This is a genomic window from Terrabacter sp. LjRoot27 (assembly GCF_964254175.1).
In the GTDB taxonomy this organism is placed as follows: Bacteria; Actinomycetota; Actinomycetes; order Actinomycetales; family Dermatophilaceae; genus Terrabacter.
On sequence record NZ_CAXUSS020000001.1, the window covers coordinates 145,949 to 164,702 of the forward strand.

General features: G+C 73.3%; 21 protein-coding genes. 11 read left to right on the forward strand and 10 right to left on the reverse strand.

Features of this window, described 5'->3' with window-relative positions:
• Positions 1-121: 121 nt before the first annotated feature.
• The 3 genes from ACSQ2D_RS00565 to ACSQ2D_RS00575 all read left to right on the forward strand — a co-directional run bounded on the left by ACSQ2D_RS00565 (position 122) and on the right by ACSQ2D_RS00575 (position 1,938).
• Positions 122-958: a DinB family protein gene (locus ACSQ2D_RS00565; protein WP_435984070.1), complete on the forward strand. Its 837-nt coding sequence runs from the start codon at positions 122-124 to the stop codon at positions 956-958.
• 170 nt (positions 959-1,128) lie between these two features.
• Positions 1,129-1,485, forward strand: coding sequence for a Sec-independent protein translocase subunit TatA (locus tag ACSQ2D_RS00570; RefSeq protein ID WP_435984071.1), 357 nt, complete (start codon positions 1,129-1,131; stop codon positions 1,483-1,485).
• A 9-nt stretch (positions 1,486-1,494) separates the two neighbouring features.
• Positions 1,495-1,938: a cupin domain-containing protein gene (locus ACSQ2D_RS00575; RefSeq protein WP_435984072.1), complete on the forward strand. Its 444-nt coding sequence runs from the start codon at positions 1,495-1,497 to the stop codon at positions 1,936-1,938.
• A gap of 22 nt (positions 1,939-1,960) precedes the next feature.
• Here ACSQ2D_RS00575 and ACSQ2D_RS00580 read toward each other — a convergent pair whose 3' ends face one another.
• Positions 1,961-3,154 (reverse strand): RimK family alpha-L-glutamate ligase, encoded by a 1,194-nt coding sequence (locus tag ACSQ2D_RS00580; RefSeq protein WP_435984073.1) that lies wholly within the window; start codon positions 3,152-3,154, stop codon positions 1,961-1,963.
• A gap of 24 nt (positions 3,155-3,178) precedes the next feature.
• Here ACSQ2D_RS00580 and ACSQ2D_RS00585 point away from each other — a divergent pair, with 24 nt between their 5' ends.
• Positions 3,179-3,655 carry an ATP-dependent zinc protease family protein gene (locus tag ACSQ2D_RS00585; protein ID WP_435984074.1) on the forward strand — a complete coding sequence of 159 codons (477 nt, stop codon included), beginning with the start codon at positions 3,179-3,181 and terminating at the stop codon, positions 3,653-3,655.
• 83 nt (positions 3,656-3,738) lie between these two features.
• On the opposite strand, the gene ACSQ2D_RS00590 is transcribed toward ACSQ2D_RS00585, so the two are convergent.
• The 4 genes from ACSQ2D_RS00590 to ACSQ2D_RS00605 all read right to left on the reverse strand — a co-directional run bounded on the left by ACSQ2D_RS00590 (position 3,739) and on the right by ACSQ2D_RS00605 (position 7,476).
• The gene (locus ACSQ2D_RS00590) at positions 3,739-3,939 is read right to left on the reverse strand and encodes a hypothetical protein (RefSeq protein WP_435984075.1); all 201 of its coding nucleotides are present in this window, start codon (positions 3,937-3,939) and stop codon (positions 3,739-3,741) included.
• A 146-nt stretch (positions 3,940-4,085) separates the two neighbouring features.
• A complete protein-coding gene (locus tag ACSQ2D_RS00595) occupies positions 4,086-5,627 on the reverse strand; it encodes a SulP family inorganic anion transporter (protein ID WP_435984076.1) in 1,542 nt (513 codons plus the stop codon).
• A 127-nt stretch (positions 5,628-5,754) separates the two neighbouring features.
• Complete coding sequence (locus ACSQ2D_RS00600; protein ID WP_435984077.1) at positions 5,755-6,156, reverse strand: MerR family transcriptional regulator; 402 nt, start codon at positions 6,154-6,156, stop codon at positions 5,755-5,757.
• A 48-nt stretch (positions 6,157-6,204) separates the two neighbouring features.
• Positions 6,205-7,476 (reverse strand): MFS transporter, encoded by a 1,272-nt coding sequence (locus ACSQ2D_RS00605; RefSeq protein WP_435984078.1) that lies wholly within the window; start codon positions 7,474-7,476, stop codon positions 6,205-6,207.
• A gap of 69 nt (positions 7,477-7,545) precedes the next feature.
• Here ACSQ2D_RS00605 and ACSQ2D_RS00610 point away from each other — a divergent pair, with 69 nt between their 5' ends.
• Positions 7,546-8,112, forward strand: a complete 567-nt coding sequence (locus tag ACSQ2D_RS00610) for a CGNR zinc finger domain-containing protein (RefSeq protein WP_435984079.1) — start codon at positions 7,546-7,548, stop codon at positions 8,110-8,112.
• Between the two features lie 238 nt (positions 8,113-8,350).
• Here the strand turns inward: ACSQ2D_RS00610 and ACSQ2D_RS00615 are convergent, their stop codons facing one another.
• Positions 8,351-9,355 carry an NAD-dependent epimerase/dehydratase family protein gene (locus tag ACSQ2D_RS00615; protein ID WP_435984080.1) on the reverse strand — a complete coding sequence of 335 codons (1,005 nt, stop codon included), beginning with the start codon at positions 9,353-9,355 and terminating at the stop codon, positions 8,351-8,353.
• A gap of 90 nt (positions 9,356-9,445) precedes the next feature.
• The gene (locus tag ACSQ2D_RS00620) at positions 9,446-9,883 is read right to left on the reverse strand and encodes a MerR family transcriptional regulator (RefSeq protein ID WP_435984081.1); all 438 of its coding nucleotides are present in this window, start codon (positions 9,881-9,883) and stop codon (positions 9,446-9,448) included.
• Between the two features lie 106 nt (positions 9,884-9,989).
• On the opposite strand from ACSQ2D_RS00620, the gene ACSQ2D_RS00625 reads away from it, so the two are divergent.
• The 5 genes from ACSQ2D_RS00625 to ACSQ2D_RS00645 all read left to right on the forward strand — a co-directional run bounded on the left by ACSQ2D_RS00625 (position 9,990) and on the right by ACSQ2D_RS00645 (position 14,769).
• Positions 9,990-10,898: an NAD(P)/FAD-dependent oxidoreductase gene (locus ACSQ2D_RS00625; protein ID WP_435984082.1), complete on the forward strand. Its 909-nt coding sequence runs from the start codon at positions 9,990-9,992 to the stop codon at positions 10,896-10,898.
• Positions 10,899-10,917: 19 nt separating this feature from the next.
• Entirely contained in the window at positions 10,918-11,517 is a 600-nt protein-coding gene (locus ACSQ2D_RS00630; RefSeq protein ID WP_435984083.1) for an ATP-binding protein, read from the forward strand.
• Between the two features lie 141 nt (positions 11,518-11,658).
• Positions 11,659-12,993: an aminopeptidase C gene (locus ACSQ2D_RS00635; RefSeq protein ID WP_435984084.1), complete on the forward strand. Its 1,335-nt coding sequence runs from the start codon at positions 11,659-11,661 to the stop codon at positions 12,991-12,993.
• A gap of 221 nt (positions 12,994-13,214) precedes the next feature.
• Complete coding sequence (locus tag ACSQ2D_RS00640) at positions 13,215-13,778, forward strand: hemerythrin domain-containing protein (protein ID WP_435984085.1); 564 nt, start codon at positions 13,215-13,217, stop codon at positions 13,776-13,778.
• Between the two features lie 46 nt (positions 13,779-13,824).
• Entirely contained in the window at positions 13,825-14,769 is a 945-nt protein-coding gene (locus tag ACSQ2D_RS00645; protein ID WP_435984086.1) for an amidohydrolase family protein, read from the forward strand.
• A 24-nt stretch (positions 14,770-14,793) separates the two neighbouring features.
• Here the strand turns inward: ACSQ2D_RS00645 and ACSQ2D_RS00650 are convergent, their stop codons facing one another.
• From ACSQ2D_RS00650 to ACSQ2D_RS00660, 3 genes are all read right to left on the reverse strand, one after another.
• Entirely contained in the window at positions 14,794-15,612 is an 819-nt protein-coding gene (locus tag ACSQ2D_RS00650; protein ID WP_435984087.1) for a hypothetical protein, read from the reverse strand.
• A gap of 178 nt (positions 15,613-15,790) precedes the next feature.
• Positions 15,791-16,894, reverse strand: coding sequence for an alpha/beta hydrolase family protein (locus tag ACSQ2D_RS00655; RefSeq protein ID WP_435984088.1), 1,104 nt, complete (start codon positions 16,892-16,894; stop codon positions 15,791-15,793).
• A gap of 181 nt (positions 16,895-17,075) precedes the next feature.
• A complete protein-coding gene (locus ACSQ2D_RS00660; protein ID WP_435984089.1) occupies positions 17,076-18,209 on the reverse strand; it encodes a glycoside hydrolase family 76 protein in 1,134 nt (377 codons plus the stop codon).
• A gap of 140 nt (positions 18,210-18,349) precedes the next feature.
• Between ACSQ2D_RS00660 and ACSQ2D_RS00665 the strand changes: the two genes are divergently transcribed.
• On the forward strand, positions 18,350-18,745 hold the full coding sequence (locus ACSQ2D_RS00665) for a YciI family protein (RefSeq protein ID WP_435984090.1): 396 nt from the start codon (positions 18,350-18,352) through the stop codon (positions 18,743-18,745).
• The last annotated feature ends 9 nt before the right edge of the window (positions 18,746-18,754 follow it).

Sequence of the window (18,754 nt, forward strand, 5' to 3'; positions counted from 1 at the left end):
CCGGACGCCGAACGTCCGGGATCGCCCCTAGGCTGCCCCTAGGCTGCCCCTAGGCGCCCCGAGCAGTGCACGCCGTCGACGCCACCAGGGGCGACGGCGCCTCGGGGAGAAGGGGACTGCGATGACCGACGCGAGGTATGACGACCAGGCGGGGACCCGCTTCGAGCGGGTGCGGCTGACCGGTGCCACCTTCGAGGACGTCTACCTCGACGGGGCGCAGCTGCACGACGTCGACCTGCGGGGCGCCTCCCTGCGCATGGTGGACCTGCGCGGGCTGCGAGCCCGTGACGTCTGGCTCGAGGACGTCGACATCACCGGCGACGTGGAGAACCTCGTCATCAACGGCGTCGACGTCGCGCCCCTCATCGAGGCCGAGCTCGACCGACGCGACCCCGACCGGGCCAGGATGCGACCGACGGATGCCGACGGCTACCGCGAGGCGTGGGACGTCGTCGAGCGGCGGTGGGGCCAGACGGTCGAGCGCGCCCGCACCTTCACGCCGGAGCAGCTCCACGCGAGCGTCGACGGGGAGTGGTCGTTCATCGAGACCCAGCGCCACCTCGTCTTCGCCACCGATGCCTGGGTGTGCCGTGCCCTCCTCGGGGACCCCGAGCCGTGGGACGCCCTCGACCTCCCGCACGACGACATGCCCGACAGCCCGCCCGTGCCCCGCGACCGCGACGCGCGCCCGTCGCTCGACGAGGTGCTCGCCCTCCGCGCCGACCGGATGGCCACGGTGCGCCGGGTCGTCGACGGGCTCGCCGACGACGACCTCACCGGCACGACCGAGCCCGTCACCGCCGCCGGCTACCCCGAGCCCGAGTCGTATGCCGTGACCCGGATCCTGCGCACCATCCTCAACGAGGAGTGGCAGCACCGCCTCTACGCCGAGCGGGACCTCGACGCGATCGCCGCGATCTCCGCCGGCGCGGGTGACCCCGACCCGGCCGCGGGCTGACCACGACGCTCGGCGACCTCACAGCGGGCTCCCGGCCGTCTCCCACCCGCGGCTCCTACCGTGCCCCATCACCATCATCATCACCGGGCGCGCGCGGGCGGCGGGAGTCCCCGACCGCGCCGACCCGCCGACCCGCCGACCCGCCGACCCGCCGACACCAGGAGGTTCCCGTGGCAGATCTCGGGTGGCCGGAGCTGAGCATCATCGCCCTCGCCGTCGTGCTCCTCTTCGGCTGGAAGCGGATGCCCGACATGGCCCGCAGCCTCGGGAGGTCGGCGCGCATCTTCAAGTCGGAGGTCGACCAGATGCGGTCCGCGCCTGGAGCCCGTGACGACATCGACAGCCCGGCCGATCCGGCCGATCCCGCCGGTCCCGCCGATCCGGCCGGTCCCGCCGGTCCCGCGACGAGCGCCCTCGCCGAGGCGGACGGCCGCGTGGCGGCTGCCGACGCCGAGGTCGCCCGGCTGCGGGCCGAGCTCGAGACCCGCACGCTGGAGACCGGGAAGCACACGAGCGGCTCGCACTAGCCTGCGGGTGTGACGACCGACCCCTCCGCCCTCCCCGAGACCACCGCCCCACCCGCGACCGAGCCCGCACCCGAGCCCGCGTCCGAGCCCGAGCCCGAGCCCGAACCCGCCGCTGTCGCGCTCCTCGTCGGCGACGTGCGCACCGAGCCCCTGGACGAGCAGGTCGCCGCCGGGGTGGACGTCCTCGACGGGTCTCCGACGGCCGCCGTCACGACGCTGGCCGAGGTCGCGGGTGCCGAGGTCGGGGTGTGGGAGATGAGCCCGGGCACGGTCACCGACGTCGAGGCCGACGAGGTCTTCGTCGTGCTGTCCGGCCGGGCCACGCTCACCGTCGAGGGCGGTGCGACGCTCGAGCTCGGCCCCGGCTCCGTCGTGCGGTTGCCCGAGGGCGCTCGCACGACGTGGACGGTCACCGAGACGCTCCGCAAGGTCTACGTCACGCCCCGCGCCTGACGGCATACGCCATCGGGCGCCGTCAGGCGACGGTGTGGATCGGGTCGCTCGGCAGCTTGCGCACCTTGGCGCGGCGGCGGCGGCGCTCCGGGATCATCGAGCGCATCTCCTCGAGGCGGCCGAAGCACAGCAGCCGGTCCTCGGCCTCGAGCACGACGCGGCGGCGCGGGTTGGGGATGACGCTCGTGCCGCGGTGCAGGGTGAGCACCTGGAGGTCGCGCTCCTCGAGCCCGGAGTCGCCGATCGTCTTGCCGATGATGTCGGCGCCGGCGTGGACGACGAGCTCGGCGACGCCGTAGCCCGTCGAGACCGTGAGGCGCTGGCGCACGTCGATCTCGGGGAAGGCGACCTGGCCGGCGATGTGGTCGATGATCGCGCCGGCGACGTCGAGGTTCGTCGCGGTCTCGATGCCCTCGAGGCCGGGGGAGGAGTTGACCTCCATGACGAGCGGCCCGTCGTTGCCCTCGAGCATGTCGACCCCGGCGACGCGCAGACCCATGATCTGCGCCGAGCGCACGGCGGCCTGCTCGTACTCCGGCGTCAGCTCGACCGCCTCGACGGTGCCGCCGCGGTGGACGTTGGAGCGGAACTCGTCGCCACTGGCGCGCCGCCGCATCGCCGCCACGACGCGGTCGCCGACGACGAGGGCGCGGATGTCGCGTCCCCGGCTCTCGGTGACGAAGCTCTGGATGAGGACGTTCTGCTTCGTGCTGTGCAGCGTCTCGATGATCGCCTCGGCGATCTTGATGTCGGGCGCGAGGATGACGCCGATGCCCTGGGTGCCCTCGAGCAGCTTGATGACGACGGGAGCCCCGCCGACGCGCTCGATGGCCGGCATGACGTCGGCGCGGTTGCGCACGAACGTCGTTGCAGGCATGCCGATCTGGTGGCGCGAGAGGATCTGCGCGGCGCGGAGCTTGTCGCGGGCGTTGGAGATGCCGTTGGCCGTGTTGGGCGTGTAGACGTCCATCTGCTCGAACTGCCGCACGACGGCCGTGCCGAAGTACGTGATCGAGTTGCCGATGCGTGGCAGCACCGCGTCGTAGTCGGAGATCGGGCGCCCGCGGAACTGCAGGTCCGGCTCCGGGCCCGACAGGTCGATGGCGAAACGGAGCGTGTTGAGCACCCGCACCTGGTGCCCGCGGTCGAGCGCGGCGGTGCGCAGGCGCTGCGTCGAGTAGGCACGCGGCGCGCGGGAGAGGATCGCGAGTTTCATGCAGGGTCCTGCCAAGATGGGCGGGTGTCTGGGCCGGCCTATTCAAGCACTCCCGTCGGGTGGAGGGAGTGGGTCGGTATGCCCGGAATCGGCCTGCCGTGGCTCAAGGCCAAGATCGACACCGGCGCCCGCACGTCGTCGCTGCACGCGGCCGACGTCGAGGAGTTCGACCGCGACGGTCAGCCGTGGGTGCGCTTCACCGTCCACCCGTGGCAGGACTCGGACGACGACGCCCGTGTGCTCGAGTGCCCGGTCCACGACCGCCGCAGCGTGCGCAGCTCGTCGGGCCACGTGACCAAGCGCTACGTCGTGCGTCTCGACCTCTCGCTCGCCGGCCGCACGGTGCCCGCCGAGGTGACGCTGAGCAAGCGCGACCGGATGGGTTTCCGGATGCTCGTCGGGCGTGAGGCGCTGCGCCAGGGCTACGTCGTCGACCCGTCGCGGTCGTATGCCGGGGGCAAGCCGCCCAAGGACGTCCGCCGCCGCAACCGCGGCCGCTGACCCACCTCACGAGGCCGCCGGCCGGGCCGCCGACCGGGCCGACCGTGGCGGCCGACCCGGGCGGCCGACCCGGGCGTCGTGACCTACGACTGCGCGCGGGCCCTGGCCTTCGACCGGCCGCGGTCGAGCAGGCGGCTGCCCGCACGGAGGCCGCGGCTGAAGGTGTTCGGGCCGTTGCGCCTCTCGAGCGCGGTCCCGAGCCGGCCGAGAACGAGGCTGGCCACGGGGGCGACGAGCACGGTGATGAGCCACAGTCGGGCGCGGCGGGAGAAGAAAGCCCACATGGGGAAGGTCCTTTCGACGGGGCGAGTCGTCTGACGTCGCCCAGCCCTCATGCCCGATGGGCCGGCATCCCTGACACGCGGGCGACCTCCGGCCCCGATGGCGTATGCCGTCCGGCGCGGGCCCGCGGTCCCGCGGGCTCGCCGGGTCAGTGACCGGCTGAGAGGTGGCCGGCCAGACGGTCGTGGCGTTGCCGGCTCGACGGGTCGAGGCCGGTCACGGTCACCGTCTTGCCGCGGGCGGCGTACTTCTGGGTGATGGCGTCGAGGGTGGCCACGGTGGAGGCGTCCCAGACGTGCGAGCGCGACAGGTCGATGACGACGTTGGCGGGGTCGCCGACGTAGTCGAACTGGGTCACGAGGTCGTTGCTCGAGGCGAAGAAGAGCTCGCCCTCGACGGCGTACACCCGCGTGTCGGCGTCGGGGTGGGCCACGTCGACGACGCGCGTCAGGTGGGCGACGCGTCGGGCGAAGAGCACCATCGCGACGAGGACGCCGACGATGACGCCGATCGCGAGGTTGTGGGTGGCGACGACGACCGCGACGGTGACGACCATGACGAGCGTCTCGCTGCGCGGCATCCGGCGCAGCGTGGCGGGCCGGATGCTGTGCCAGTCCATCGTGCCGACCGACACCATGACCATGACGGCGACGAGCGCGGCCATCGGGATGATCGCCACGACGTCGCCGAGGCCGACGACGAGGACGAGGAGGAAGACGCCGGCGAGGAACGTCGAGATGCGGGTGCGCGCACCGGACGCCTTGACGTTGATCATCGTCTGGCCGATCATCGCGCAGCCCCCCATGCCGCCGAAGAAGCCCGTGACGACGTTGGCGACGCCCTGGCCCCAGGCCTCACGGGTCTTGGACGAGTGGGTGTCGGTGACGTCGTCGACGAGCTTGGCCGTCATGAGCGACTCCATGAGCCCCACGAGCGCCATGGCCAGGGCGTAGGGAGCGATCGTCGTCAGCGTGTCGAGGGTGAAGGGGACGTTCGGCACGAGCAGGCTCGGGAGGCTCTCGGGCAGCCTCCCCTCGTCGCCGACCGTCGGCACCCCGACGGAGGCCGCGACGGTGAAGAGGGTGAGCGCGACGATCGCGACGAGCGGCGCGGGCACCATGGTGGTGACACGCGGCAGCAGCACGACGATCGCGATGCCGACCGCGACGAGCGGGTAGACGACCCACGGCACGCCGACGAGGTGCGGCACCTGGGCGAGGAAGATGAGGATCGCGAGGGCGTTGACGAAGCCGACCATGACCGAGCGCGGGACGAAGCGCATGAGCCGCGCCACGCCGAGCACGCCGAGGACGATCTGGAGCACGCCGGCGAGGATGACCGTCGCGATGAGGTGGTCGAGACCGTGCTCGCGCACGACGGGGGCGACGACGAGCGCGACGGCACCGGTCGCGGCCGAGATCATCGCGGGCCGGCCGCCGACGAACGCGATCGTCACCGCCATGGTGAACGAGGCGAAGAGACCGACGCGCGGGTCGACGCCGGCGATGATCGAGAAGGAGATCGCCTCGGGGATGAGCGCGAGGGCGACGACGAGGCCGCCGAGCACCTCGACGCGCAGTCGCCTCGGGGAGCGCAGGGCGGCGCGCACCGACGTCACGTCGCGCTCGTGCGCGAAGGGCGGCGCGACGGCTCTCGCGTCGGCGGGCGCAGGGGTGGTGGGGGTGGTCACGGTCGGCTCCTCGGTGCAGGGGGTCGGCACGGCATACGCCCTCGGTGGCTCTCGCCGGGAGGGGGCCGCTGGGCGTCCGGGACGACGGTGTCCGGGTAGGGCTGGTGGGGGTGGGTCGCCTTGCGGCTCAGACGGTCTCGTCGCCGAGCTGGCGGGCGAACGCCTCGGCGCTCTCGACCCGCTCGCGCAGGCGACCGAGCTGGTGCTCGACGAGCGCGTGGTAGGTGCGCAGGCGCTCGGTCAGCTCGGCGCGGCGTCCGCCGGGGAGGCGCGGTCGCGCGAGCTCGTCGCGGATCTCGATGAGGTCGCGCATCTGCTCGAGCGTGAAGTCGAGCGGTTTCATCCGCTTGATGAGCAGGAGGCGCTCGACGGCCTCCGGCGAGTAGAGGCGGAAGCCGCCGGGGCTGCGCTGCGGCTCGGGCAGCAGCCCGACCTCCTCGTAGTGGCGGATCGTGCGCAGGCTCAGGCCGGTCCGGTCGGCGACGTCGCCGATCTGCAGCAGGTCGGACGCCGCTCGAGCCTCGGGCACGTCGCTCCTCGGGTGTCGTCGGGTGCGGTGGTCGAAGCGACCCTACCCTTACGTGAGGGTAGGGTCCAGCCGGCGTGCGGTGCCGACGCCGCGGACGACGGCCGTCGCGAGCAGCGCCGCGGCCGCGATCCCGAAAGGCGCGCCGGGGCCGTATGCCGTCCCGAGCGTCGTGAGGACGAGCGGCGCGACCGACGTGGCGAGTCCCCACGTCAGGCCCAGCAGCGCGAGGTAGGTGCCGCGGGACCCGTCGGGTGCGAGGGTGCCGGCGCGGGCCATCGTCGTCGCGATGACGAGGAGGCTGCCGACGTCGAACGCCACGAGCCCGACGGCCAGCCCCGCCGCCTGGCTCGACAGGGCGATGGTGCCGAGGCCGGCCGCGGCCGTCACCTCCCCGATGAGGAGGACGCCGGTGTCGTCCGTCCGGCGGCGCAGGACGGCGGCCAGCCAGGCGCCGGGCACGCTGGCCGCGGCACCGGCGGCGAGCACCCACCCCGTGACGGCCGGCGTGAGCCCGCGCTGCTCCACGAGGAGCGGCACGCCGAAGACGACGACCATGGTCACGGTCGCCACGACCGTGCCGAAGCCGACGACCGGGTGCAGCCGCCGGTCCCGGAGCGCGGCGGCCCACCGTCCGCGCGCGTCGGGTGTGTGCGGTCGGTCGGGCGAGCCGCCGGGGCCCTCGATGCGGTCGGCGCGGTCGGCGCGGTCGGCGCGGTCGGCGACGGGTGCGGCGACGGGTGCGGTGGCGGGTGTGGGGACGCGCAGGCGCGCGGCGACGAGGGCGGCGCAGGCCAGGCACGTCGCGGCGTCGACGACGAAGAGCCATCGCAGCCCGAGGCCGGAGACGGCGGCGGCGATCAGGCCCGCGAGGACGCCGGCGACCGCGAGGGAGGCGTTGAGCGTGGAGTAGCCCAAGGCGCGGGCGTCCTCGGGCATGAGGTCCGAGACGAGGGCCTGGGTCGGCGGCTCGACGACCTCGTAGGCGAGGCCGAGCAGCACGGCGCCGACGAGTGCCCACGACAGGTCCGGCGCGACGGCGACGACGAGCTGGGCCAAGGCGCAGCCGACGAGTCCGAGCAGCATCGTCGGCTTGTGCCCCCAGGCGTCGGCGAGGTGACCGCCGAGGACGCGCGACGGGATGGTCGCGACGCCGAAGCAGGTGAGGACGAGCGCCGTCTCGGCCGCCCCCGCGCCCAGCTCCCGGACGAGGAGCACGCCGAGGAAGGCCATCGAGAAGCCGCCGAGCCGGTTGACGCACCGGGCCAGGACGAGGAGGCGCAGCTCCGGCGGCAGCATGGTCGTCGCGCTCGTGGTCCGCACCCGGGCTCCTGACTGTCGAAGTAGTCTTTGACGGTCATGAACCTAATCGCGGACGGAGTGACTGGTCAAATGCGTTTCGACGGTCACATCGAGCGACTGCTCGACACGACGGTGCTCCTCGTCAACCTCGCGTCCCCCGGGGACGCGCACGGGACGGCATACGCCCCTCCGGTCGGCGACGACCTCGTGCGCGGCGTGGCCGACGCGACGTCGTCGGCGGACCGGCGCTCCCGGCCGGCGGCGGCCGAGGCGGTGGCGCTGCTCGGTGTGGTGCCGCGAGCCCGGGCCGTCTTCGAGGCGGCCGACCGCGGCGACCTGGCCGCGGCGGCCGGCGTCGTCAACGACCTCCTCGACGTGACGGCGGCACGGCCGAGGCTCGACCCCGACGACGAGGGCCGCTACCAGCTGCACTTCCACGGGCCCGACGACGGCTACGTCCGCGGCTGGCAGGCCGGGATCGCGTCGGGGCTCGCCGTCGCGCTCGGCAGCGACCTCGGCGGTCGGCTCGGGGTCTGCGAGGCCCCCGCGTGCGACCGCGTCTACGTCGACGGGTCCAAGAACGGCACTCGCCGTTACTGCTCGCCGCGCTGCCAGAGCCGGGTCAAGGCTGCCGCCCATCGCGCCCGCGCCCGCTGACGCCCACCCACCCGCCGGCTCCCCTCACTCGAGTGGCCCCGTCGTCACACGCCCACCCCACTCCAGACCGTCGAGTGGCCCCGTCGTCACACCCTCCCGGCTGTGACGACGAGGCCACTCGACGGTGAACCAGCGCTCAGGGTGGGGCCGGTGGGGCGGCGGGGCCACTCGACGGTGAACGAGGGCCCATGGGTGGGGCTGGTGGGGCGGCGGGGCCACTCGACGGGGGTGGGATCGCTCAGGTGGTGGGGGTGTGGGCTGCGTGGGCGGCCCAGAGGCGGGCCTCGGCGTCGGCGTCCATGGGACCTCCGCCACGGTTCGTCGGTCGTTCGGGCAGGCCCTCGCGCTGGAGCCAGGTCCACGTGTCGGCGACGGTCTCGGGCATCGGCCGGCACCGCAGCCCCGCCGTCCGGGCCGCCGAGACGTCGAGGGCGTGCAGGCCGGCGAGCTCGCCCGTCGGCGGGACCCAGATCGGGAGCTCGGTCCAGGGCTCGACGCCGGCTGCCTCGATCGTCTCCGGGTCGAGCCAGACGAGCTCGGCATCGCTCCCCGTCACGACGCGCACCTCGTCGAGCAGGGCCCCGATCGTCGTGTGGCCGGGCTCGCTCACCATGTTGAAGGTGCCGACCGGCCGTGACCCGAGCACCCAGTCCGCGATGTCCCGGCAGTCGACGTACTGCAGCGGTCGGTCCCGGGGCCCCGGCGCCGGCACGCGCCCACCCGCAGCGATCCGTCTGAGCCAGAACGGCATCCGGCCGACCATCTCGTACGGTCCGAGGATGAGGCCGGCCCGCGCGATCGCCACGTCACCGTCGAACTCGGCCAGGGCCGCGAGCTCGCCGCCGCGCTTGGCCGCGGCGTAGTCGGAGCCGTCCGCCGAGGCCGGGTCGCCGTCCACGACGGGTGCGCTCTCCTCGGAGCCGACGGCGATGGGCCACGTGTAGACCGAGCACGACGAGATGTAGGTGTAGTGCGGAGCCCGGCCACGCAGCAGCCGTGCCGACGTCTGCACGGCGACCGGAGCAGCCGACCACGTGTCGACGACGGCGTCCCACTCGTCGTCCCCGAGTGCCGCGCGCAGGGCGTCGGGGTCGAGGCGATCGGCGTGACGGGCCTCGGCGCCGTCGACGGGGGTGCCGCTGACCCCGCGGGTCACCGTGGTGACCTCGTCGCCTCGGGCGAGCGCGGCCTCGACGAACGCGCGGCCGACGTGGTGGGTGCCTCCGAGCACGAGAAGTCTCATGGGCTCGATCCTCGCCCGCGCGGGCCGCCGCGCCAAGGCCCCTTCGCTGACGACGTAACAGCAGCGAACCTGCGGCGTCGACGTCGGCGCCTACTCCCAGTCGGCGATGCGCGCCGTCGCGGCCCGCCCCTCGGTCAGGTCGGCAACGTGCTGCGAGAAGCGCGGGCAGGCGACGATGTCGTGCGCCCGGCAGCGCAGCGCGTGCTCGGTCATCTCGCGTGACCGCTCGATGGACCGCGCCCGCTCGTCGAGGTCGCGCAGGTGGGCCTCGAGCACCTCGTGGCGACCGGCTGCCTCGCTGTCGAGCAGCACGCCGATCTGCTCGAGCGTCATCCCGGCCGCCTTGTTGCGCAGGATGACCGCGACCCGGACGAGGTCGGCGCGCCCGTAGCGCCGGTAGCCGGACCCGTCGCGCTCCGGCGTCAGCAGCCCGAGCGTCTCCCAGTGGCGCAGGACGTTGGTCGGCAGCTCGAAACGTGCCGCCAGCCCGCCGACGGTCCACGTCTCGTCACGCTGTCTTGCCTTCATGTCGACATGAAGGTACACGCTGGATCGCAGCAGGCACAGAGCCGCCCGAGCACTCGTGACCACATCACCACAACCAGACGACAACCAGACCCTCCAAGGAGCCACCATGACCGCCAGCGCACACACCGACGTCGCCGTCATCGGCGGAGGCCCCGCCGGTCTCCAGGCCGCCCTCACCCTCGGCCGCATCCACCGCGACGCCGTCCTCTTCGACGACGGCACCTACCGCAACGCCACCGTCAGCCACATGCACAACGTCGTCGCCCACGACGGCACCCCGCCGGCGGAGTTCCGCGCCGACGCGCGGAGGCAGCTCACGGCATACGACACCGTCACGGTGCGGGAGGAGCGCGTCGAGACCGTCGAGGAGCTCGACGGCGCCTTCCACCTGACGGTGGCCGACGGCACGACGCTCACCGCGTCCGCCGTCATCCTGGCCACCGGTGTCCGGGACACCCTGCCGCCCGTGCCCGGGGTCGACGCGCTGTGGGGCGACCTCGTCGCGCACTGCCCCTTCTGCCACGGCCACGAGCTGAGCGGCCGGCGCGTCGGCATCCTCGGCGCCGCGAACGCGCCCCACCTGTCGGCGCTGCTCGGGCGCATCGCGTCCGAGCTCGTCGTGCTCGCCGACGGCGCGGACGCGCCGGACGGCCTTCCGAAGGGGGCAACCGTGCGCGCCGAGCGGGTCGTCGCGCTCGAACGGCACGACGGGGGCGTACGCGTGGTGCTCGAGGGCGTCGACGGTGAGCAGGTGCACGAGCAGGTCGCAGGCCTCTTCGTGAGGCCGGAGCTCCACCAGTCGGCACCCTTCGCCGAGCAGCTCGGCCTCGAGCTCAACCCGTCCGGGGCGGTCCGGGTCGACGAGTTCGGCCGGTCGAGCCGCGAGCGCGTCTACTGCGCCGGTGACATGGCACACCTGCCGGCCTACCCGATGCCGATGTCCTCGGTCGTGTCGGCCATGGCTGCCGGGCAGCTCGCGGCCTCGGCGGCGATCATGGCGTTGCTGTCGCGCTGAGGTCTGGCAAGGTGGGGCTGTGGGAGCGACGCACAGCTGGAGCAGCCCGGTCGACACCGACCATCTCGACGAGATCCGGCGCAACGCAGGCGAGTTCACGTCGGCGGGCCCGTTGCGACTCGTCCTGGAGGTGCTTGCCTACCCGGTCGACGAGGCCGTCGACGGGTCGACGACCCGGATCCGGGTCGTGCTCCACGCGGACGGCTCCGTGTCCGTCGCGGACGACGGGCGCGGCACCGAGACGCGCGTCGACGACGACGGTGTCGCGCGCGTCAAGCCGATCATGGCGACGAAGGACCTGCGCTTCTACGGCCGTGACGACGCGCCCCTGCTGCCCGACGGCTCGCCGCGGGCCGGCATCTCGGTCGTGGCAGCGTTGAGCGAGTGGGTCGTCCACACGAACCGGCGTGCAGAGGGTGGGTGGAGCCAGCGTTTCGAGCGCGGCCTGCCGCAGGGCGTCCTGGAGGACCTGCCCGGTCAGGCGTCGACGGGCACGGTCGTCCACTTCCGCCCTGACCCGGCCCTCGTCCCCGGCTCCCTCGCTGCCGACGAGGTCCGGGCTGCCGCGCAGGCGTATGCCGGCGTCGTCCCGATCGAGGTCGTCGCCGAGAGCGTGTGACCGACCCGACCCGACCCGGCCCGACCCGTGTGGCGGGGCGCTCACTCGACGCGGGGCGCCCAATGGAGTGAGGTGGGGCCGGGTGGGCTCAGGCGTGCGGCATACGATGCTGGGATCCCGAGAAGCTCGAAGGAGTGGCCCATGCCGCGCGACCTCGCCCCCGACCTCGTCGAGCGCCTCACGAAGGCGTTCGAGGCCGACCCCACCGCCCGCATGCTGCAGAACGCCGTCACGACGACGTCCGTCGACGACATCGCGCTCGACCGCAGGGTGGTGACGGGCATCGACCACTCGGTGTCGAACCTCCTCGACGACTGGAGCGCGACGTCGCAGGAGAAGAGCGGCCGCTGCTGGCTCTTCGCCGGCACCAACCTGCTGCGCGCGAGCGCGCGCGAGAAGCTCAAGGTCAAGGACTTCGAGTTCTCGCAGAACCACCTGCTCTTCTGGGACAAGTTCGAGAAGGCCAACCACTGGCTCGAGTCGGTCATCGCGACGGCCGACCGCGACGTCGACGACCGCACCGTCGCGCACCTGCTCGCCACGCCGGCCGAGGACGGCGGCCAGTGGAACATGTTCGTCGCGCTCGTCGTCAAGCACGGCCTCGTGCCCAAGGTGGCGATGCCCGAGACGAAGAGCTCGAGCAACACCGGCCAGATGAACCGTGACCTCAGCACGATCCTGCGCCAGGCCGCGCGCGACCTGCGCGCCCGGGCCGCCGACGGCGCCGACGCCGACGACCTCCAGGACGCCAAGGAGCAGGTGCTCGCGACGGTCCACCGTCTGCTCTGCATCCACCTCGGCACCCCGCCCGAGTCGTTCGTGTGGCAGTGGAAGGACACCGACGGCGGCTTCCACCGCGACGGGACCATGACGCCGCTCGAGTTCGCCGAGCGCTACGTCACCGTGCCGCTCGAGGACTACGTGTGCCTCGTCAACGACCCCCGCGCGAGCAGCCCCTACGGGCACACCTTCACCGTCGAGCACCTCGGCAACGTCGTCGGCGCCCCGCCCGTCACGTACCTCAACGTCGAGCCCGACCTCATGAAGTCCCTTGCGGCGCAGGCGATCGTCGGCGGCGAGCCGGTGTGGTTCGGCTGCGACACCGGGCAGATGTCCAACGCCACCCTCGGGCTCTGGGACGCCGGCCTCTTCGACCGGGCCGCGATCTACGGCACCGAGCCGAGCCTCGGCAAGGCCGACCGCCTGCTGCACCACGAGTCGCTCATGACGCACGCCATGCTCTTCACCGGCGTCGACCTGCTCGACGACGTCCCGCGGCGCTGGCGCGTCGAGAACAGCTGGGGCACCGAGAAGGGCGACAAGGGCTTCATGACGATGAACGACTCGTGGTTCGCCGAGTTCGTCTTCGAGGTGGCCGTCCGCCGCGACGCGCTGCCCGCCGAGCTGCAGGAGGCGCTGACCCGCGACCCGATCGTCCTGCCCGCATGGGACCCGATGGGCGCCCTCGCCGGCTGAGTCCTTGCCTCGCTCCACGTCGAGCGCGCCGCTGCCCGTCGGGCGGCGGCGCGCTCGTACGTCAGGAGGACTGCGCCGCCGCCGGCGAGCCAGAGACCCCGGCCCTCCTCCGTCCTGAGCCGGCGGACCGCCCTGTCGTCGCTCGGGCGAACCGCGCTGTCGTCGCTCGGGCGAACCACCCTGCCGCACCGGCCGTTCCGCGTGATGGACTGGGTTGCACCATGACCCCGACCCCGAATCCGACCCCGATTCCGACCCCGATTCCGCGCGACCCACGTCGTGACGGCCAGGACCGAGCAGCAGCACTGTCGGCCCAGCTGGCCGCCGTGCACGACGACCTGCGGGCGCGGGTGCGCGTCATCCGCGACGGTCTCGCCGGAGGCGATGCACCCACGGACGGCTCGGACCCGCAGGTCGCCGGGCTCCTCGAGCACTGCCTCGGCTTCTGCCGCGCGCTCCAGGCGCACCACACCGGCGAGGACGACGGGCTCTTCGCCGCGCTGCGCGACGAGCGTCCCGACCTCGGCCCGATGCTCGACAAGCTCGCCGAGGACCACCACCTCGTGGCGGGCATCCTCGCCCGGGTGGGCGACCTCGCCGTGCAGGCCTCGGCGGCGCCGAAGGCTCGCCGGACCCGCCTCGTGGGTGAGCTCGACGGCCTCATGGCGATCATGGACTCCCACTTCGCCTTCGAGGAGCGCAGCATCGGCGCCGCACTCGACGGGCTCGACGGGCTCGACGACCGCTCGTGGGTCGGCGACGTCCTGACGGTGCGTGGCACGTGAGCACCCGACCGGGCCGGCGGGGTGGTCTGACCTACGCTGCGAGACGATGACGACCTCTGACGCGCCCCGCACGACACCGGGCCCGGCGACGGACGCCGACGTGCCGGCATACGTCCGCTCCCTCGGGCTGCCGGGCCTCGCCGACGTGCACGTGCACTTCCTCCCCGAGGCCATGCAGCGCAAGGTGTGGGCCTACTTCGACGAGGCCGAGAGCCACTACGGCGCGCCGTGGCCGATCACCTACCGCGACGACGAGCAGACGCGCCTCGCGACGCTGCGCGCCATGGGACTGCGCGCGATCCCGGCCCTCGTCTATCCGCACAAGCCCGGCATGGCGACCTGGCTCAACGAGTGGTGCGCCGACTTCGCCCGCCGGGTGCCCGATGCGGTGCACTGCGCCACCTTCTACCCCGAGCCGGGCGTGGGCGACACGGTCGCGGCAGCGCTCGACGACGGTGCCCGCCTCTTCAAGATGCACGTGCAGGTCGGGGACTTCACGCCGGACGACGACCGGCTCGACCCGGCGTGGGCGCGGCTCGAGGCTGCCCGCGTGCCTGTCGTCATCCATGCCGGGTCGGCGCCGATCCGCGGCACCCACACCGGCCCGGGCGCCGTGCGTGAGGTGCTGCGCCGGCACCCGGACCTCGTCCTCGTCATCGCGCACCTCGGCATGCCGGAGTACCACGAGTTCGCTGACCTCGCAAAGGAGTTCGCGGGCGTCCACCTCGACACGACGATGAGCGGCACCGACTTCACGAACCGCTTCGCCCCGTTTCCCGACGGCTACGTCGAGCGGCTCGGCGCCCTGCGTGACCGCGTCGTGCTCGGCTCGGACTTCCCGAGCATCCCCTACCCCTACGCCCACCAGCTCGACGCCTTGGCCCGCCTCGGTCTCGGCGACGACTGGATGCGAGCCGTGCTGTGGCACAAAGGCGCCCGCCTGCTCGGCGTGCCACGGGCAGGCGAGACCGAGCGGCCGGCGCCGGAGTGACGCCGGCCGGTCGGGTCGCTGGTCTCAGCGGGTCCGGCCCTTGAGCTGGACGGTCTGCTCGTCGACGTACTCGCCGCACGCCAGGGCGCTGCACGCGAACGCGGAGGTCACGCTGGCGGCCTTGCCTCCCTTGAAGATGCCGTTGTCGCCGACGACGAGGACCGTCCAGGACTCGGCCTCTCCGGTGCAGGCCACGTCGGTCGAGCCGGAACCGCTGATGAGCAGGCGACCGACCCGCTGCGTCAGGCCGACATTGACGAAGGCCGACTCGGCGTCGGCCGGGCACGTGACGGTGCCCGACACGTAGGCGCTCCCGGTCTTGCGGTCGAACCGGGCCGTGTGGTCGACGGTGGCGACGAGGTCCAGGGTCGGGGCGGCATTGACCGTGAGGGCGAGGCTTCCCCCGTTGCCGCCCCCGTCGGTCTGGTCGTCGAAGGCGAGGATCGTGTAGGTCTCCCCGGCGACGGCGGTCCACCCGGTGCCCTGGGCGCCGCAGGAGACGACCGTGGCCGAGCCTCCGGTGCCCTGTGCCACGATGACACCGGCGGTGAAGTCGGAGCCGGACACGTCGGCGAACAGGTCGCCGTCCTTCGTCGGCGTGACGGTGAACCAGACGCTGGCGTCGGTCGCGGGTGCCCCGCACTGTCCGTTGAGTGCGGCGTCGTCCGCGTCGGTCGTGGCCTCGCTCGTGTCGATGGTCGTCGTGAAGGGCAGAGTGCCGATGGCGACCGGGCTGCTGCTGACGTCGTTCGTCGGTGCGGCGGCCAGCGCCGACCCTGCCGACATGATGACTCCGGTGACGGCTGCGAGCGCTGCCGCGCTCCACCGCTGTGTGCGTCTCATCTTTTTCCCCTTGCCTTGGCGTGCTCGCCGCGGCCCCCGCACCGGGCCGAGCCCGGATCGTCCTGCAGAAGGTGCAGGACATCCTTCGATGGTGGCCTGCCGACTGGCGACGCCGTGCCCGTTCCGAGAGGTCGAGAGGCCCTCCGGATACGTCGCCGCGATGCTCGTCGCCCGCCGGTCAGCCCAGGTGGTCGGCGAGGAAGGCCTCGGTGCGCCGGATCGAGGTGTCCCACTGCGGCGACGTCAGCGTGTGCCGGCCGCCCGGGTAGACGCGCAGCTCGACGTCCTTGCCTTTGGCCTTCAGCGCCGCGACCGACTCGCGCGACCACGACAGCGGACAGTCCTCGTCGGCGGTGCCGTGGTGGATGAGGAGCGGCTCGGTGACGCGGCCGAAGTAGGTGCGTGGGCTCGTCGCCGCCCACGCGGCCGGCTGCGCCTCGGGTGTGCCGAGCCGACCGATGACCGCGCGGGCAGCGCCCGACCGGGAGGCGTCGCGCCGCACCCACTTGTCGAAGTTGTCGACGCTGTCGGAGCTCACCGGCGCGTAGGCCACGGCCGCGCGGAAGAGCCCCGGGCGGACGACCAGGGCGTTGTAGACGACCCCGCCACCCATCGAGCGGCCGATGAGCGCGACGCGGTCGGGGTCGACGACCTGCGCCTTCTTCAGCGCCAGTCCGGCGTTGATGGCGTCGGCCGTGTAGCCCGCGCGGAGGTTGGCGTCGTTGCGCGGGTCCCGGTCGGACTGCGCGTGGTTGCGGTAGTCGATGTGCAGCGTGACGTAGCCCTGCCGGGCGAGGTAGTCGCGCTCGCGGAGCATCGTCTCGCCGTTCGTGTAGACGGCGGGGTCGACGTAGCCGTGCGCGAGGACGACGGCGGGAAAGGGCCCCGTGCCGCGCGGGATGTTGATCCGCCCCGAGATCGTCAGCCCGTTGCTCTCGTAGGTCGCGAAGTACTGCCGGTAGGCGTCCGTGCTGCCGCGCTCGCGACCGAGCTTGAGGTTGCCGCCGTCGTACTGCGTGGCGATGAGCGCCGCGATCGACGCCGGGTCGGGCGCGGGCTTCGGCCGGCTTGACGTGCTCGGCGTGGGAGTCGGCTGAGTCGCCGTCGTGGAGGGCGCCGTCGTGGAGGGCGCCGTCGTGGGCGGGCCTGACGTGGCTGCGTATGCCGTCGGGCCGCCCCCCGTGGTGCCGCCCGCCCGGTCGTCGGTGGGCCCCGCCGTCGAGCAGGCGCCGAGCAGCAGCCCGGCGGTGAGGCCGGCGGCGAGGGCTGGTGGGGTGCGCACGTCTCGAGTCTCACCCGGGAGCGGCGCGATTCCCAGCCCGCTCCCAGCCTTCGTGCCCGATCCGAGACCTTCGCCGACCGACGACCGTTGGTCGACCCCGCCCGCCGACTCGCCGCACGACGCGCCGCGAACGGCCGACACGGCATACCAACGGTCGTCCGTCGGCCGCGCCCGACCGGGGTCAGGTGAGGGTGGCTGCGGCCTCGAGAACGGTCCAGGCCTGCAGCTGCGGCGACAGCTCGAGCGGCGGGGTGGGCGCGGGCCCGCCCGGCTCGACGGGGAAGACCGTGGGGTCGCGGCGACCCGGGACCGGCAGGCTGCCCTGACCGCGCCACAGGGCCTCGGCCGTGTCGGCGACGAGCCGCCGCGCGGTCTCCCGTGTCGCCTCGTCGAGCGCCGGAGCGTTCGCCGCGGATGCGAGATGGCGCACGAGGATGCCGGTGAAGAGGCCGCCGTCACCGCCACCGTGCGTCCGCAGGACGCGCGCGCCGCCGACCTCGGTCGTCAGCCGGGCGTCCACCGCGGTGACGAGCGCGGCTGCCCGCTCGAGGCTCTGCTCGTCCCCGAGCGCCACGAGCGCGCCGAGCACCGTGCCCTGGTTGTAGGACCAGACGTCCGGGACGAGCACCTCCTCGCCGCCGCGGAGCCGTATGCCGTCCAGCACGAGTCCGCTCTCCGCCGACCACAGGCGCGCGTAGAGCCAGTCGACGAGCCGGCGGGCCTCGTCCGTGTCGCCGAGCCGGGCCAGGTGCAGGGCGGCCGGCCCGGTCGCGGGACTGTTCTTGAAGTCGCGGTCGCGGCTCCAGAAGAGGCCGCCACCGAGGTCGTCCGTGTGCGCCGACCGCAGCTGCGCCGTGAGGTGTCGGCCGGCCGAACGGAGGCGTCGGCTCCGCGCGGTGCGCCCGATCTCCTCGTGCAGGTCCTGCAGCCGTCCCGAGGCGAGGGCGAGCCAGGCCATGTCGTCGTAGAAGTCGTTGACCCAGCGCACCCGGTTGCGCAGCCGGATCGTCGAGAGCAGCCGGTCCCCCTGTCGGGCATGGGCGTCCGCGCCTGCCGGGTCACCGGTGCGGAGGCACCGGAGGCCGGCGTCGACGACCGCGTCGAGGTAGTGCGCCTGCCACCAGTAGTGCCACGTCCCGCGGAGCCCGCCGAACGTGCGTGACCCGGCCGGCGCGGGGTGCACGATGCGCGCGAGGTGTGTCAGCGGCACACGCCCGAGCCGGCCGGCGAAGAGGGCCGTGACGGACCGCTCGGCCTCGGCGGCGCGGTCGTCGAGGGCCGTCGGGGGAGTGGTCGGGCGGCTGGCGGCGGACACGCTGCGACGCTACCGCGACGCCCGCCGCACCGGTCTGTGGAAGGGTCGGGGGCGCGGTGTCGAGATCGCGGCCCCGGCTCCGACGTCCCTGACGAGTGAGGAACCGGTCGCCGTGACGGCGCCAGGACGAAGGAGTCGACGTGAAGTACCTGCTCATGATCTGGAGCAACCCGCAGACGTGGGGGCACCCGATCTTCCTCCGCACGCCCGAGGCCGCGGCCATGACCGACGACGAGCGTGCTGGTCTGCTGCGCGACTTCGAGGAGCTGATGGGCGAGATCAGCGACTCGGGCGAGCTCGTGACCGCCCAGGCGCTCGCGGACCCGTTGACCGCCCGGAGCGTGCGGGTGCGCGACGGCGAGAGCCTCGTGACCGACGGGCCCTTCGTGGAGTCGAAGGAGCAGATGGCCGGCTACTTCATCGTCGACTGCGCGACGCCCGAGCGGGCCGAGGAGATCGCGGGGCGCTTCCCCGACGCCCGCTTCGCCGCCGTCGAGGTGCGCCCGCTCATGGGCGGCTCCGCCGAGGACCTCTGAGAAGGCTTG